Source organism: Planktotalea sp., from assembly GCF_018607965.1.
GTDB lineage: Bacteria > Pseudomonadota > Alphaproteobacteria > Rhodobacterales > Rhodobacteraceae > Planktotalea.
Genome location: NZ_JABBAM010000064.1, coordinates 16,246 through 31,210, shown reverse-complemented (window position 1 = coordinate 31,210; position 14,965 = coordinate 16,246). Strand labels below are relative to the sequence as shown.

The window sequence follows — 14,965 nt, the reverse complement described above, 5'->3', positions numbered from 1 at the left end:
ACCGTCGATAACGCTCACATGCGCTACTTTATCGCCCATTTGCATCGTTTGCGTCAGGAAGACACCGAAGCCTCATCAACGGAAGAGCTGGGATAAAACCACCATGAGTTCGCTGAGCCTGACCGCCTATAAGGCACTGGCCAAAAGCATGACCATTCCTCAATCTGATCCCTATCCAGAGCGCCCTGCGGGGCCTCTGATCTGGGGTGTCGTTCATGACGAAGCCTCCGCGCGCGCGCTTGTGTACCTTGTTGAACGCTTGCGCCAAATGCGCGGGCCATGTTCTTTGCTCATCACTTACGTCGGAAAAATGCCGCGCCTCACATCCAAAAAGGGTGTTTTTTGTCACTCGCTTCCTGTTGATACAACGGAAACTTCCAAGTGGTTTTTAGAACACTGGAGACCTGCTCTATGTCTCTGGTTTGGTGGTGAATTGCGTCCCGCCTTGATCGCAGAAGCAAAGGCATTCGAAATTCCAATGTCGCTGTTGTCAGCGCAGGCAGATCTCTTGGATCAATCAATTTGGCGCTGGTTGCCCTCACTCGCACGCGAAACGTTGGGTGCATTCCTTAGTCTTTCGGCTCGTGATGCCAATGGATATAAAGCCTTGCGTAAAATGGGCGGTGCACGCCGCAAGGTTTCAATGCAAGACTTACTACAAGATGCTGTCCTCCCACCAACCGTCAATGAAAGCGTTTTTGAATCTGTTTCGACCGACTTGAATGGCCGCCCCGTTTGGCTTGCGGCTCACATTCAAGAAGATGAACTCAAGGCCGTCCTGCGCGCCCATCGTGCGACTTCTAAGTTGACGCATCGTTTGGCTCTTGTCCTTGTTGCGGCGTCCTTTCCCGTTAGCGTGGAAGCCCGTGCGCTCTTAAAATCGCAGGGTTGGCGCGTGTGTCACTGGGAAGATGGCGACTTGATTGAAGAAAACACCCAAGTCATTTTAGTAGAAGAACCCGAAGAGATGGGCCTTTGGTATCGAATTGCGCCCTTTTGTTTTTTGGGTAGCTCACTGAAGCCATTGCACGGAGGGTGCGATCCATATGTACCCGCGACGCTGGGGTCAGCAATTATTTATGGCCCCAACGTGGGCCGTCACACCAGTAGTTATTCGCGTTTGGCCTCGGTTGGCGGTGCCCGCATTGTGAATGATGCTGACAGCCTTGCGCAGGCAATCGAGCAATTATTGGCAGCAGATCAATCGGCGTTGATGGCACATGCTGCGTGGGCAACGATTTCGGAGGGAGCCGAGGCAACAGATTCCGTGATTGACGATATTCATGACCATCTTGACGCGTTAGAAAGCGCGTCATGAGAGCCCCTGGATTTTGGTACACGCGCCCTGATGCGCTAGACTGGCGCGCGAAATGTCTTGCGCCTTTAGGACGTGTTTATGGCGCGCTAACGGCATGGCGCATCGCTAAGCCAGCAACGTATGACCCGCCCGTTCCTGTGATCTGCATTGGCAATCTTAATGCAGGCGGAACTGGAAAGACGCCGACAACGATAGCGTTAGCTCAGATGCTCAGCGAAATGGGTGCCACACCTCATATGGTTTCGCGTGGGTTTGGTGGCGAAATTGCCGGTCCGCATCTGGTTCAAAGTACGGACGATGCAAATTTGGTAGGCGACGAACCTCTGTTGCTTGCAGCATTTGCACCGACATGGGTTTCTAAAGATCGCGCGCTGGGTATCGAAGCTGCATGTGCCGCTGGTGCCAGCCATATCTTGATGGATGATGGGTTTCAAAATCCATCCGTTACTAAGACCCTTTCGATCGTCGTCGTGGACGCAAACAAAGGGTTTGGAAATGGCCTTTGCCTGCCTGCGGGGCCTTTACGCGAAACTGTTGACGTTGGTTTAGAGCGCGCAGACTTTGTTCTTTCTATCGGCTCACCTGATGCTCAGGCCAAGTTTGATAAGGGATGGAACTTCGCAGTCCCCCACCTGCAAGGCCATCTGGAACCCTTGCAAACTGGTATCGACTTTGAAGGAATGCGCTGCGTCGCGTTTGCAGGTATCGGGCACCCAGAAAAGTTCTTTGACACTTTAAGGGGCTTGGGGGCCGACCTTATCCGTGCAGAGGCCCTCAGCGATCATCAAACCCTTACACGCGCATTGATGGCCCGGTTGGAAACAGAGGCGCGTATGAATGACGCGCAGCTTGTTACGACCGAAAAAGACGCAGTGCGTCTTCCATCAGCGCTGCGCCAAAATGTCGTGACCGTGCCTGTCCGTCTCAAACTTAAAGATGACGCGACGCTGCGAGTTGCGTTGACAGCGCTTGGAGTGTGACCCAAAATCTACTGATCCATGCGCCAAATTCATTTTGAGTGAGAAAACTATGATCAATAAATTAGCAGAAATCGTAGGGGCTCAGCATGTCCTGACCGGCAGCGACATCGCACGTTGGCGCGAAGATTGGATGGGCCAATATCATTCAAACCCAATCGCAGTTGTGCGTCCCGCTACGACGCAAGAAGTTTCTGAGATTGTGGTGCTTGGCAACGAAACCATGACGCCCATAGTGCCGGTTAGTGGAAACACGGGTCTTGCAGGCGGTGCGTCTGGCGACGGTCACATAATGATCTCTATGGAGCGAATGAACCGTATCCACGATGTCCGTAAGGACTCTCGGATCGCGATTGTTGAGGCGGGTGTCATTCTCTCTGACATTCACGCTGCGGCTGACAAAGAAGGTTTAGTTTTTCCATTAACCTTTGGTGCGCGTGGAACTGCCTTGATTGGGGGATGTATGTCGACCAATGCTGGTGGCTCAAACGTTGTGCGCTACGGCAACACGCGTGATCTCGTGCTTGGTGTCGAAGTGGTCTTACCCACAGGGGAAGTCGCGAACCTTATGTCTGAGCTACGCAAGGACAATTCTGGTTATAATCTTAAACATCTGGTGATTGGTGCTGAGGGCACTTTGGGCTTGATCACAAAAGCCGTTTTGAAGCTAGCGCCAAAGCCATTGGCCTATGCAACAGCGATGGTCGCTGCGCCCTCTATCGGGGAAAGTCTGCAACTTTTGAACAAACTGCAGGACGCAACGGGCGGTGCAGTTGAAGCATTCGAATTTATGCCACGCGCCTACATCGAGCGGCATTTAGAAATAACCAACGGCGCGCGGGAACCCTTCGATCAGCCCTACGACGTCAATATAATGGTCGAGATAGGGACAACAATTGCCGCGAAAGCCAACGTGGATGACACTGGTCAAACACCCCTTGTTTCTGAATTTGAAGAAATTCTAGCGGGACTGTTCGAAACGGGTGCAATCCTTGATGCGACGGTCGCGCAAAATGATGCGCAACGCAAAGAAATGTGGAGCCGCAGAGAAGCTGCTGCTGAAGTTGTGCTTACGCACAAGCCATTGATCAATCACGACATCGCAGTTCCGCTTGAAAAGGTTGCCGACTTTATTTTAGCTATGGAGAAACGACTTCCACAGCTTGACGAAGGTGCGAAAGCGATGATCGTTTCGCACCTTGGGGATGGCAATGTTCACTATTCTGTTTGGGGCAAAAGCCAAGATCCACAGGTCCATGATGCAATCACTGAAGCCGTTGAGGATGAAACTCTGAAACTTGGCGGTAGTTTTTCGGCCGAGCATGGCATTGGCGTTAGTAAGCTGTCTTCAATGGCGCGGCGCAAGGACCCCGTTTCCATTGCGGCGATGAAGGCAATCAAACAGGCGCTTGATCCGAACAATATCATGAACCCAGGAAAGGTTTTACCACAATAGAGCTTACGCGTTAGCTTCGGGGGAGACGTTTTGTATGACAGTAGCACTCGGAATTGATCTAGGAACGTCCGCTGTAAAATGCGTTCTGACACGGCAAGGTGCGGTGATTGGATCTGGGTCCGCCAATTTATCCAGTTCATCACCCCGCCCCGGCTGGTCTGAACAAGATCCCTTGGATTGGATCACAGCGACAGAAAATGCTCTGCGCGAGGCGGTCTCAAATGCAGGAATTTCTAGTGACACTATCTCTGGAATTTCCTTTCTGGTCAGATGCATGGCGCAGTCCTTCTCGATTAAAAAGATGATGTTTTACGTCCTGCAATTCTTTGGAATGATAGTCGTAGCACGTTAGAGTCTGAAACTCTTACAAGTCGAATTCCGGATATAGGTATGATTGCGGGGGTCCCTCCTCAGCCTGGGTTTACCGCCCCTAAACTAATGTGGCTTAAGGCCCATGAGCCTCTGGTCTTCGCCAAAATTAACAAAATTTTGCTTCCAAAGGACTTCATAACTCTCTGGCTCACAGGTTGTCATGTGACTGATACCTCCGATGCGGCCGGTACGCTTTGGTTGGACCAAGGAAAAAGGGAATGGAGTTCACTGTTATGCGATGCCAGCGACGTTGACCTGAACTGGCTTCCACCGCTTCTCAATGGCTTTGACAAAGCCGGTGAGGTGACTTCACTTGCCAGCACAGCACTAGGAGTACCCAAGGGGATTCCTGTCTTTGCAGGGGGGGGGCGATGCCGCTGTTGGTGCTATTTCAATTGGTGCGACAACACCCGGGCAGTCTTTCATATCGCTCGGAACGTCTGGTCAGCTTCTGATTGTTAATGACCACTACCAACCCAATCCAGATCAGTTTGTTCACGCATTTTGCCATACCCTTCCAAAGCGCTGGTACAGAATGGCTGCGATGTTGAATGGCGCGCGTCCCTTGTCTTGGTTTGCGTCCATTCTCAATTGTTCTGTCCCTCAAATGCTTGAAGAAGCCAGCAACGCAAACCTGTCACGTGTCCCCTTGTTTCTTCCCTACCTTACCGGAGAACGTAGCCCCCATGGGGATCCCAACATTCAGGCAAGTTTCTATGGGATCGAAGACGCGACAGGGCGGGCTGAAATGGCACGCGCCGTTGTGGAAGCGATCGCTTTCATGATGCGCGATGCCAAGGACAGTTTTGGTGCAAATGTTCAGATGACAGGCATTATCCCTGTCATTGGGGGTGGCAGTAGAAGCACCCTAATTCTGCAAACGCTTGCGTCGACACTCGACCAAACTGTTGGACGCGTCAAGCTTGGTGACCAAGGCGCTGCATATGGTGCAGCACTTTTAGCTGAAGTAGGTTTAGGTCAACGCAGTCAAGCCGATCTCCAGATTGAACCCACATTTTCAGATGTATTTTATCCGGAGAAGCAAGCAGAGGTGTTCATGCGTTTAGAACAGTATCGTGAGCTTTACCGCTCACTTAAAGGTTTAGGAAACGCTGGCTGAGCTGTGAGAGGATGCCTAGCCAATCTTTTTCTTTAGATTACGCAACAAGAGCCAGACACAGATCAGCACCAAAGGCGTTACGCCCGCGGCCAAGATAGTTTTGGAGATGGCCAACGTTTTTTCAAGTGGCCCCAGAAGATAGAGCACAATATTCACCGCGTAATAGCTGACCGCAACGATGGACAAACCTTCAACGGTTTTCTGCAAACGCAGCTGAAGTTCTGCACGCTTGTCCATGCTGGTTAGCAAGGCTTGGTTTTGTGCAGAGCGTTCAACATCGACTTTAGTGCGCAGCAGTTCACCCGCACGCAGCGCACGATCTGACATGACTTGCAGCCTGCGTTCTGTCGCATTCACAGTGCGCATAGAGGGGTCAAACCTGCGGACCATAAATTCACCAAAGGTTTGTCGGCCCAAAAAGCGTTCTTCGCGCAGCACTTCAATGCGCTGATTTACGATCTTTTCATATGCACCCGTCGCCGCAAAGCGATACGCCGACTGAACGCTCATGTTTTCCACTTGTGCGGAGACTTCTAACAATTGGGAAAGGACGCTTGCAGGATCAGAGGCAGTTCCAGCCATGTCCGAGAGTAAGCTGGTTAGTTTCGTATCTATCAGGGCGAGTTCACTGCTCATTTCGCGTGCGCGCATCAGGCCGAGCATGGCCATGGACTTATAGGTCTCAATCTCGCACAAGCGCTGTATTACGCGGCCAATCCGACGTGTGCCGACTTCGTCACGTGCGAAGACCGCAAACCGCATGTGGCCCGCGCTATCAATCCGAAAATCAGCTGCGACCACCAAGGCGCCATCAAGAACACGACTGATCGCAATGCTCTCAGGAACAAACCATTTAGAGGCTTTGTCGAGCATATCCGCTTCTTCGGCGGTCTGTTCAATTTGGATGATCGCAGAGCTGACCCGCTGTCCAGGCGCGGCTGCAAGCCAATCTTCGGGGAAAACCGCAAAGGCATCTGCCGCAAATGGGTGATCCACAGCCCCTTCCGTGAAAATCGTATAGGTCACGAATTCAGTGTGGCTCTCCCATTTCAGGGTAAAGCGCCCGATCTGGCCTGAATAATGCGTGGCGTCAGGTTGAGGGTGCTGCGCGCCAAAGCGGTTTAGCAGGTCCAGCAAGTGATCCCATTCCGCCGCGCGATCCGATCCTGCTGCCCCCTCTTTGCGTTTCATCGCAAGATACACCGCATGACTGGGCGCTGCGACCGAGGGAAACGGGCGCGCGTGCAATTCGTTCGTTAGGGCATAACGAAGCGGATGATCGCTGATGGTGGGCATGACTTGATCCAACGTTTTCTGATCCCTAGCCTAGAGATTAGCGGAAACACATCACTACGCCAAGTAAAAAATCGTTAATTCACAATATGTTAACGGAACACAATGGTATACAATGCCCGGTGCCATTGGTTGGTTCACCCAACGCTGCCAGCATTACGTTCGCGTCGTTAGGTCCATTTCGCCATTGGAGGGAGGCTCATCAAGACAGCATTCGCATCGTGTCCTGTGGTCAGGCCGAACTTGGTCCCGCGATCATAAACAAGGTTATATTCAGCATAAAGACCACGATGGATAAGTTGCGTGTCTTTGTCAGCGTCGGTCCATGTCTGTTTATGGCGCGCTTCGATCAAGGGCATGTATGCAGGCAAAAACGCGCGGCCAATGTCTTGGGTCAGTGCAAAATCTGCAGCCCAATCGCCCGTGCAACGATCATCCATAAATATTCCGCCTACGCCACGCGCGCGACCACGATGCGGAATAAAGAAATACTCGTCGGCCCATTCCTTGAGTTTTGGGTAGAGATCCGTGTCGTGTTTATCCAAATGCTCTTTCTGTGTGGCATGAAAATGTGCAGTGTCTTCATCGTACTCGATACATGGGTTCAAATCAGAGCCACCGCCAAACCACCACGCGTGAGGCGTCCAGAACATGCGTGTGTTCATGTGAACGGCTGGTGCATGTGGGTTCTGCATGTGCGCGACCAATGAAATGCCCGACGCCCAAAAGCGGGGATCCTGCGACATGCCAGGAACACCGCGCGCGGCCATGGATTTTTGAGCTGCCTCGCCAAGTTCGCCGAACACGGTTGATGTGTTTACGCCCACTTTTTCAAAGACACGACCACCGCGCATCACAGACATTAGGCCACCCCCCGCGTCACTGCCATCACCGGCACTGCGTCTGGTTTGCGTTCTTTCAAACTGACCAGCAGGTAAATGCGATGTCGGGCCATCATGATCGGCGTTTTCCATCCCCACAAAGGCGGTCACGATTTGGTCACGCAGGGTTTCGAACCACTGAGAGGTCTGCGCTTTTTCAGTTTCGAACGTGTCGCTCATGGTCGGATGCCTCGTACCTTTGGTGACCATCTTGCGGTCATACTGTTGAGACAATTCTATCGCTGAAACGTCATAGATCAAGCGCTTGGCTGGTTAAGTTCGGCAAGAATGCCAAATTTAGATAACTTAACTTGCTTGAGGAATGCGGATGGCGCACTATTTCGATAGTTAAGGATACATTTGGAGTGGGTTTGTTGGTCCAAAGTGCTGAATTGCAAAGGTGCACGATGCTCAAAGGGCTTCGCCAACAAACTAAGGTCGTGCATGAACAATTGCACCATCATTCGCATTTCGTGGCATTGTTTGAACAAACAATCGACTTGCAGAAATACCGCGACTTGCTTGAGCGGTTCTACGGATTTTACGCTGCGCTGGATGATGCAATTGCACTTAGCATAGACGTCAGCGCAGACGCGATGGGCGGTTTCCGATATGCCAAACGTGCGGGCCTTTTCGCGCAAGATCTTCGATCGCTTGGGCTAACACCTGCGAAGATCGCGTTGATCCCGCGGTGTGATCGTATGTTCGATGTGGTGACCCCGGCCACGCTAGCGGGCGTTTTGTATGTCATTGAGGGATCCACTTTGGGCGCTGCGCAAATCGATCGTGCCGCGCAAAAATTGCTAAGCAAAGATACGGAAAATGGCCGTCAGTTTTGGGCGTGGTCACGTGCGCAGAATAAAATTCGGTGGTCTATGACATTGGACTATATTCTACACCTTGATGCCTCGGACGCTGCTCAAAGCCCTGTGATTAACGGGGCAAATCATACGTTTCAGGCGCTCGCGGATTGGCTTGCCCCTTTGGATCAACCGATACGGTTGATGGAAAGCGCGCACTCGTGACGGCGAACAAGGTTGATCTGGAAACATGCGATAATGAACCGATCCATTTGATCGGGGCTGTACAACCGCACGGGGCCTTGATCGCATTGGACGCGGATAGCCTGATCATTTCATATGCCAGCCTGAACACGTTTGATTTCGTGGGCTTCGCTCCTGAGGACATCCTTGGCAAGCCGCTTGGTTTTCTTGTAGGCGAACAAAACGCCACTCAATTGCCCGAGCAGCCCGAAGAAACAGTATCCCCCGAACTATTGAACCCCTGGTTTATCGAATTTGAGGGTCGCAGTGGTCAGACAATCAAGGCCGAATGCTTGCATCATCGCAGCAAGGGTCACGTTATTCTTGAATTCCTACCGACCAAGCCTGCCCCTGCGGTTGTTTGGGAAGATGAATTGCTGCGGCGGGGCATTATTTCGGAATTGATCAAACCCGATGCGTTAGGAGAACTTGCCGAAGCCAGCGCGCGGCTTATTCGGGATGTGACCGGTTTTGATCGGGTGATGATCTATAAGTTCGCTGAAGATAAGCACGGTGAGGTGATCGCAGAAAGCACCAATCGCCCTGACAGTTTCTTGGGTTTACACTATCCTGCTTCAGATATTCCCGAACCAGCGCGGCGTCATTTCACGTTGAATGTCATGCGCTCTATTCCTGACATCAAAGGCGTCGGGGTTCCCATTGTCGGCCTGTCAGGTGAGGTCGCAGATGCTGCGTCTGAGACACCTTTGGATCTAACGTTTTCCAAGCTGCGCGCCGTTGCACCTGTGCATTTGGAATATCTTGGAAACATGGGCGTTGGTGCAAGCATGTCGATATCGCTGATCACTAACAATAAACTTTGGGGCTTGGTGGCGTGTCATCATTATAGTCCGCGTCTGGTGTCATCCAGCCGCATGCGGTTTGCAGAATTGCTCGGTGTCACGACGTCCGCATTATTGCAGAGCATCGAGAATTCAAACAAATTGAGCAAAGGCATTGCTGCAGAAAAGACATCGTTTCTGATTGAAAAACAGGTTCGGGCAGGCGTCCCACTGCGCTCTCTGATAGAAGAGAAAGCCGAAAAGATGATTGAATTGAGCGAGGCGAAGGGATTGTATCTGGCGCTTGGCAGAGAGCGTATTCAGGCTGGTTTGGCGGCAGATAGTCCCATTGATTATACGGCCCTGCGCAAACTATCGGTTGATGGGGTCGCGACCAGTGACTGTCTGTCTAGCGTTCTGGACTTGAGCGAAACGCAGAAAACAACAATCGTTGGGGCCGCGCTATTAAGCTTGTCAGATGATGGTAAAGATTTTCTAGTGTTCCTGCGCGGTAACTATCATCAAACGATCCGCTGGGCGGGTAAGCCCGAAAAGATCGAAAGGATCGACGAAAACGGCGTCAGTCGTTTGTCCCCGCGCGGATCGTTCGCGCTTTGGCAAGAAGAACGCGAGGATAAAAGCAAGCCTTATGACGATGCAGATCGCGATGCCTTGCGGATTTTGCGTCGTGCCCTGTTTGCGTTGAACAGTGTGGAACGCGAGCGTCTCGCACTTGAGGCGCAAAGAAGCGCGGAAGCCGAAGAATTACGGTTGCGCAACACGTTTCTGGATGCTGCACGAGCAAGTTCCTTAGGCGAACTGGCGTCTGCGATTGCGCATGAATTGAATCAACCCCTGTCCGCGATTTCGAATTATGTCAGCGCGTGTCAGCAAGAGTTTAAGAATGCAGGTGTTGCCATTCCTGCTCAGGCCAAGCTTTTGATTGATGATGCATTGTCAGAAACAGCGCGCGCAGGCGAGTTAATCAGGCGGGTTCGCGATTTCATCTCTCGGGGTGATCTAAATGCGGACTATATCGATCTTAACGCGACGATCAAACATAGTATCGGACTTGCGCTGGTGTCACGTGATCTTCCGGATTTGGAGGTTGAATTCAAGTTAGACCCTGATTTGCCGCCCATTTTTGCGGATCCTGTTCAGATGGGTCAGGTTATTTTGAACCTCGCGCTTAACAGTATCACCGCAATGAAAGATGCGACGCCGAAAATCCTAACACTGGATGTGAAGCTTGTGGGCGAACATGTGCAGGTAAGCGTCAGTGATACAGGGCTCGGTATTCCGATGGATGCGCAAAAATATGTATTTGAACCTTTTCACGCTTCCACTACCAAAGGGATGGGGATTGGTTTGTCTCTGTGTCGTTCAATTGTTGAGGCGCACTCGGGTCGTATTTGGACAGAACCGTCCGAACGCGGTGCAACGCTTGTATTCCAACTTCCGCTAAGAGGGGAGCTTGATGACTAATCGAGATGAACAGTTCTCAATCTATGTTGTTGAGGATGACGCTGGCGTTCTGAAATCGTTGTGTGCCTTGCTGCAAGCGCATGGCCATAGCACGATACCCTGTCCATCTGCGGAAGCATTTCTTCAAATATACGACCCCGATGTACGCGCCTGTATGATCCTTGATTTACGTTTGCCCGGTATGAGCGGAACGCAGCTTCAAACACATCTGAGCGATAATGGTATCATTCTACCAATCATCGTAATCACTGCGCATGGCGATGTTCCGATTGCTGTGAAAGCAATGCGCGCGGGTGCGATTGACTTCATTGAAAAGCCCGCCTCCGAGAATGAACTTCTTGAATCGGTAAATGTTGCGTCAGGGATGTTGTTCAATCACCAGCCCACGCTTGTATCCAAGAAGATTGTCGCGGACCGCTTATCAAAGCTGACAGAACGTGAGCGTGAAGTCTTGGATCACTTGCTTTTGGGCAAGCTGAACAAAGAGATAGCGAATGAATTGGCTGTCAGCCAGCGCACCGTTGAGGGGCACCGTTCGCGCATTCGCGAAAAAATGCACGCGCGCGGAATTGCGGATTTGTTCCGCATGCTCGCTTAGCCCGCATACATGCGTAGGTAGTATTACGCAGTGGTAAATCCGATCTATCTCAGAAACAGAATGCAGAAGTATACTGGAGAGAATGTATAGTTTGAATTTTTGATCACCGAATCAACACTCGAAAATCCACAAGATCATCCGTGATTTTATGTGGCTTTACAGAAGGTTGGCACGGCGATAATTCTGTTTAGTCAACAGTTCAACTTGGACGATCTTGGCCCAGAACTATGCATCAGAGAGAATTCAATGCTGCGGCAGATTTGGAGACGACACAGATGTCCGGGGAACAGAATGTTTCAGTATCTAGAGCGGTCAGCGACCCTCTTGAATTCGATGTCTATAAACGAAGCCAAGCGAATATTCGTCGCCTTAATGAAAAGTTGCCTGAAAATTTAGTGATTGATCTGGCACGCGAAGTTATCCTGCGCGTCGCGTCTAAGGACAGCACACTTGAACACGTCTCGCACGAAGCCACGCAAGAAGAGCTTGAAACGCTTTGCAAAGCGCTGATTTCTGACGACGACAAAGCAGCAGCCAACATTGTGATCGGTCTGCGCGCGAGTGGTGCGAATGCAGAAGAAATTTATATCAAACAGCTCGCCGCGGCGGCCAGAATGCTGGGCGACCTTTGGGACCAAGATCGCGTCAACTTTTCACAAGTCACTGTCGGAACGGGCCGTATGTTTGCGATCATGCGCAGCATGCGACATCTGTTCGAACCCAAAATTCCCGCACAAGACAAGACCGCCATTTTTGCGTCTGTTCCAGGCGAAAGTCACACGCTGGGTGTGCGCATGGCAGCCGATATTTTCCGCAAAGAGGGTTGGGAAATTTCGCTAAAAGTGGGGTTAGATCACGACCAGCTTGTAGCCGAGATTGAACAATTGCCAACAGGCATAGTCGGATTGTCTATTGGGGGCGGTCATTCTGTTGAAGCACTTTCACGTTTGGTGGTTGCGCTGCACATCAGTTGTCCGCAAGCAATTTTGATGGTCAGCGGTCAAAACATCGAAGAGGCGCGTCCGATGTTGTCATTGATGGGGTTGGATGGAATTGCTGGTACGCTAGAAGAAGCGAAAGAGCAGTTAAATACGCTTTGGGATCAGAACATGGGTGCGGGCGCTTAGGTTTTGCTAACCAACCCATATTTACGCAACTTCACATAAAGCGATTGGCGCGACAACCCTAGCATCTCAGCTGCGGCCACACGGTTGTTGGAGGTCATTTCAACCGCCGTTTCGATGCACATCTTTTCAACAACGTCAGTGGTTTTGGCCACGATGTCCTTTAATGATTGTCCTCCAATCAACTCAATCACAGAGTGCATATCAACGTCTGTAATCGACTTAGTGGGCGAACGTACTGTTTCAACACGACGAGAATCGCGAATAATCATCGCAAAGATCGGGTCGCCACCAGCTTTAAGTTGGGTCGTAGAAATCTCAACCGCGCGTTCGACACCATGTTCGTTCACGATCTTCGTCGCATAAAGGCGCATGCTGCCATTACGGCGCGCGTTTTCCATCATTACATTCAGATCAACAGAACCACGGGTGAAAAATTCAACCATCGGTCGGCCACGGATACTCTGAGAATGGGTGACATTGGCCAGTTTCAAGAACGCTTCATTTGAACTAAGAACGTGACCAACCGAGCTGACGAAGACGATGGAATCGACACCGTTCTGGTAAAGATCTGAAAGATGGCTTTGAAGCTGGTCTGGCGATGTCGCCTGCCCGCCTGCCAACTTGATTTTACACAGCAACATTTGCCCACTCGCACCGCGAAATAGCGTCGGTGTCAGGGTTAATCTGCGATTGCCCTTTATGCTTTTGGCAACAACAGGAGAATCTGTCTGTTCTGTTGCAGCGGCAACCATACGGCCCACTACGTCCCTGCGCCCTTTGGCTTCGAATTCGCTGGCAAAAGATGCGTCGATCAATTCTTCGCGTTGCTTGTCCAACAGCAATTCAGCCGCGGCATTACAGGCTGCGATGTTGCCAGTTGCGACCGATATAAAAACGGTTGGTACATCAGAAGATTCCATCAAGACTCGCAAGCGAATGTCATGTTCACGTTGTGCTTCGTAGTCATTTTCCAGTGCGATTTGCGCGGCAACCAATTGTTGCTGCATTTCTGCAGTCGATCGAAGATCGCTGCCAAGCAACAAAATACTGCCATTGGTTCCAGTCTTGTGGAAGCTGTAGCGCACGGGAAGTTTGGGATACCCATCAAATGCACAATGGTTCAATTCAACGGGAAGAACCCCATTTGGATCAGCAAGAAACTGCTCCAGACGTGCTTCGAATTTTGGGATAGATTCGACGTTCAAATAGTCTTTTAGCGCAGCACCTTTGAGTTTTGAAAAGATCGGCTTGCCCACAAAATCGGGACTACACATGACACCAGTCACTTGCCCAGATTCTGAAATCACGAGCGCGAGATCAGAGACCGCAGAAATGATATCCGCGGCAACGCCAGGCTTGATCATGGGGATCAAACCTTCGGTCCAGATCAATTCACTGTGTGACATCATTCGTCGTGGCCTTTTGGGTCTTCGGGTTTTGCCCGCGTGTTTGTCGCAGAATTGCGGCTCTTTTATGCGCGGAGTTCATGAGACGCAAAGGTCAAGTGCGTCTTTCCAATCGTTGGTCACGTAGTCGCTTCCCATCGCTGCTACAAGTTGCGTGTTCCCTTCGAGGATGCTGCCACCAATAAAAACCTTTGAATTTGCACCTTTAGCTTGAGAGTTTTTTACCAAAGCGCGCAGGGTTTCGGGGTGTTCAGAGCGCGATGCAGAAATCATGATCGCGTCAAATTTTTGGGAATTAACAAGATTGCATTGGGTTTCTGGCGTCGTGCCCAGCGCTAATCTTACGTGGTGCCCTGCGTCGCGCAATTGTTTGGTAAGCACGATTGCCCCTAACGTATGGTGCGCATTCTTCGGAACGGTCACCAGACAGTTGCGCCTGTTTACACCTATCCCAACCGAGTGATCGGCGGCGTTTTCGCAAAGCTGAAGTACTAAAGTTTGCAATCGAGCGCAGCCAATCGTGACGGCCCCGAAGGAAAGAGAATCATCTTCCCACGCCTTTCCTAATCGACGTGCGATCTCTGGTACGGCTTCAAACGCGAGGGTTTGATCCCTTATGCCTTGTGCCTTTAGAGCGCTTAGGACGTCTTTCATTTCATCGCGGTTTTGCGAAGTGGACGCTTTGAAAAGGCCGTCGGTAAGCGCTCCCAAATGCTTGAATTCTGAGTTGGAATTGCAGGGTTTCAGCATCTTAGCACCAGCTGGCTCTTTGAGCGCTAGGATAGCTAAGGCTTGGCGTGCGACGCGGTCGACTTCACTGATATTCTTGGCCTGAAAGGCGTGCTGTTGCTGAGACAAGGCAAATCCCCTTGGCGGACCAGGCCCTTTTTATAAACCTCGTCCAAAATATTTTCTTGTATCGTCACGCATGCGTTTTGATATGTCAATTAAACTAGACATAAATATATTTAATTAGCGCAAATAGCTTTGATATTGATTTTTAGCGCAAAAAATGATCAAAAAACTAGTCTAAATATGTAAATCAAAGTTGACACAACACCTATACCCTGCCAGATTTTAACGACGCGTTCGGGACTCTAGGGAAGT

Annotated in this window: 15 protein-coding genes; 11 read left to right on the top strand and 4 right to left on the bottom strand. The window is 50.9% G+C overall.

Features of this window, described 5'->3' with window-relative positions; translation table 11 throughout:
• The 7 genes from QZ279_RS06275 to QZ279_RS06250 form a co-directional block, all read left to right on the top strand.
• A partial coding sequence (locus QZ279_RS06275; RefSeq protein ID WP_293449338.1) for a DUF4170 domain-containing protein occupies positions 1–96 on the top strand: 96 nt, incomplete at its 5' end.
• 7 nt (positions 97–103) lie between these two features.
• The gene (locus tag QZ279_RS06270) at positions 104–1,318 is read left to right on the top strand and encodes a glycosyltransferase N-terminal domain-containing protein (protein WP_293449322.1); all 1,215 of its coding nucleotides are present in this window, start codon (positions 104–106) and stop codon (positions 1,316–1,318) included.
• Positions 1,315–2,298: a tetraacyldisaccharide 4'-kinase gene (gene lpxK / locus QZ279_RS06265; protein ID WP_293449320.1), complete on the top strand. Its 984-nt coding sequence runs from the start codon at positions 1,315–1,317 to the stop codon at positions 2,296–2,298. Before QZ279_RS06270 ends, lpxK begins: the two co-directional genes overlap by 4 nt.
• Positions 2,299–2,347: 49 nt before the next feature.
• Complete coding sequence (locus QZ279_RS06260) at positions 2,348–3,751, top strand: FAD-binding oxidoreductase (RefSeq protein ID WP_293449319.1); 1,404 nt, start codon at positions 2,348–2,350, stop codon at positions 3,749–3,751.
• Positions 3,752–3,785: 34 nt separating this feature from the next.
• Entirely contained in the window at positions 3,786–4,103 is a 318-nt protein-coding gene (locus QZ279_RS06255; RefSeq protein WP_293449318.1) for an FGGY family carbohydrate kinase, read from the top strand.
• On the top strand, positions 4,073–4,585 hold the full coding sequence (locus QZ279_RS15690; protein ID WP_366513892.1) for an FGGY family carbohydrate kinase: 513 nt from the start codon (positions 4,073–4,075) through the stop codon (positions 4,583–4,585). The genes QZ279_RS06255 and QZ279_RS15690 overlap by 31 nt, the downstream gene beginning before the upstream one ends.
• Entirely contained in the window at positions 4,479–5,243 is a 765-nt protein-coding gene (locus tag QZ279_RS06250) for an FGGY-family carbohydrate kinase (protein WP_293449317.1), read from the top strand. Before QZ279_RS15690 ends, QZ279_RS06250 begins: the two co-directional genes overlap by 107 nt.
• A 15-nt stretch (positions 5,244–5,258) precedes the next feature.
• On the opposite strand, the gene QZ279_RS06245 is transcribed toward QZ279_RS06250, so the two are convergent.
• Together QZ279_RS06245 and hemF are read right to left on the bottom strand one after the other, a co-directional pair.
• Positions 5,259–6,539: a DUF3422 domain-containing protein gene (locus tag QZ279_RS06245; protein WP_293449316.1), complete on the bottom strand. Its 1,281-nt coding sequence runs from the start codon at positions 6,537–6,539 to the stop codon at positions 5,259–5,261.
• A 167-nt stretch (positions 6,540–6,706) separates the two neighbouring features.
• Positions 6,707–7,597 (bottom strand): oxygen-dependent coproporphyrinogen oxidase, encoded by an 891-nt coding sequence (gene hemF, locus QZ279_RS06240; protein ID WP_293449315.1) that lies wholly within the window; start codon positions 7,595–7,597, stop codon positions 6,707–6,709.
• 227 nt (positions 7,598–7,824) lie between these two features.
• Here hemF and QZ279_RS06235 point away from each other — a divergent pair, with 227 nt between their 5' ends.
• From QZ279_RS06235 to QZ279_RS06220, 4 genes are all read left to right on the top strand, one after another.
• Complete coding sequence (locus QZ279_RS06235) at positions 7,825–8,442, top strand: biliverdin-producing heme oxygenase (protein WP_293449314.1); 618 nt, start codon at positions 7,825–7,827, stop codon at positions 8,440–8,442.
• Positions 8,388–10,727, top strand: coding sequence for an ATP-binding protein (locus tag QZ279_RS06230; RefSeq protein WP_293449313.1), 2,340 nt, complete (start codon positions 8,388–8,390; stop codon positions 10,725–10,727). The genes QZ279_RS06235 and QZ279_RS06230 overlap by 55 nt, the downstream gene beginning before the upstream one ends.
• Positions 10,720–11,325, top strand: a complete 606-nt coding sequence (locus QZ279_RS06225) for a response regulator (protein ID WP_293449312.1) — start codon at positions 10,720–10,722, stop codon at positions 11,323–11,325. Before QZ279_RS06230 ends, QZ279_RS06225 begins: the two co-directional genes overlap by 8 nt.
• A gap of 275 nt (positions 11,326–11,600) precedes the next feature.
• On the top strand, positions 11,601–12,452 hold the full coding sequence (locus QZ279_RS06220; protein ID WP_293449311.1) for a cobalamin-dependent protein: 852 nt from the start codon (positions 11,601–11,603) through the stop codon (positions 12,450–12,452).
• Here QZ279_RS06220 and ppsR read toward each other — a convergent pair.
• The gene (ppsR, locus tag QZ279_RS06215) at positions 12,449–13,861 is read right to left on the bottom strand and encodes a transcriptional regulator PpsR (protein WP_293449310.1); all 1,413 of its coding nucleotides are present in this window, start codon (positions 13,859–13,861) and stop codon (positions 12,449–12,451) included. The two genes, QZ279_RS06220 and ppsR, sit on opposite strands and share 4 nt — an antisense overlap.
• A 75-nt stretch (positions 13,862–13,936) precedes the next feature.
• Positions 13,937–14,716, bottom strand: a complete 780-nt coding sequence (locus QZ279_RS06210; RefSeq protein WP_293449309.1) for a B12-binding domain-containing protein — start codon at positions 14,714–14,716, stop codon at positions 13,937–13,939.
• Between the last annotated feature and the right edge of the window lie 249 nt (positions 14,717–14,965).

Bases quoted from the DNA above. Each gene is read 5' to 3' on its own strand.
- QZ279_RS06270 (WP_293449322.1), top strand. From the start codon at position 104: ATGAGTTCGCTGAGCCTGACCGCCTATAAGGCACTGGCCAAAAGCATG.
- QZ279_RS06225 (WP_293449312.1), top strand. From the start codon at position 10,720: ATGACTAATCGAGATGAACAGTTCTCAATCTATGTTGTTGAGGATGAC.
- QZ279_RS06260 (WP_293449319.1), top strand. From the start codon at position 2,348: ATGATCAATAAATTAGCAGAAATCGTAGGGGCTCAGCATGTCCTGACC.
- ppsR (WP_293449310.1), bottom strand. From the start codon at position 13,861: ATGATGTCACACAGTGAATTGATCTGGACCGAAGGTTTGATCCCCATG.
- lpxK (WP_293449320.1), top strand. From the start codon at position 1,315: ATGAGAGCCCCTGGATTTTGGTACACGCGCCCTGATGCGCTAGACTGG.
- QZ279_RS06235 (WP_293449314.1), top strand. From the start codon at position 7,825: ATGCTCAAAGGGCTTCGCCAACAAACTAAGGTCGTGCATGAACAATTG.
- QZ279_RS06255 (WP_293449318.1), top strand. From the start codon at position 3,786: ATGACAGTAGCACTCGGAATTGATCTAGGAACGTCCGCTGTAAAATGC.
- QZ279_RS06220 (WP_293449311.1), top strand. From the start codon at position 11,601: ATGTCCGGGGAACAGAATGTTTCAGTATCTAGAGCGGTCAGCGACCCT.
- hemF (WP_293449315.1), bottom strand. From the start codon at position 7,597: ATGAGCGACACGTTCGAAACTGAAAAAGCGCAGACCTCTCAGTGGTTC.
- QZ279_RS06245 (WP_293449316.1), bottom strand. From the start codon at position 6,539: ATGCCCACCATCAGCGATCATCCGCTTCGTTATGCCCTAACGAACGAA.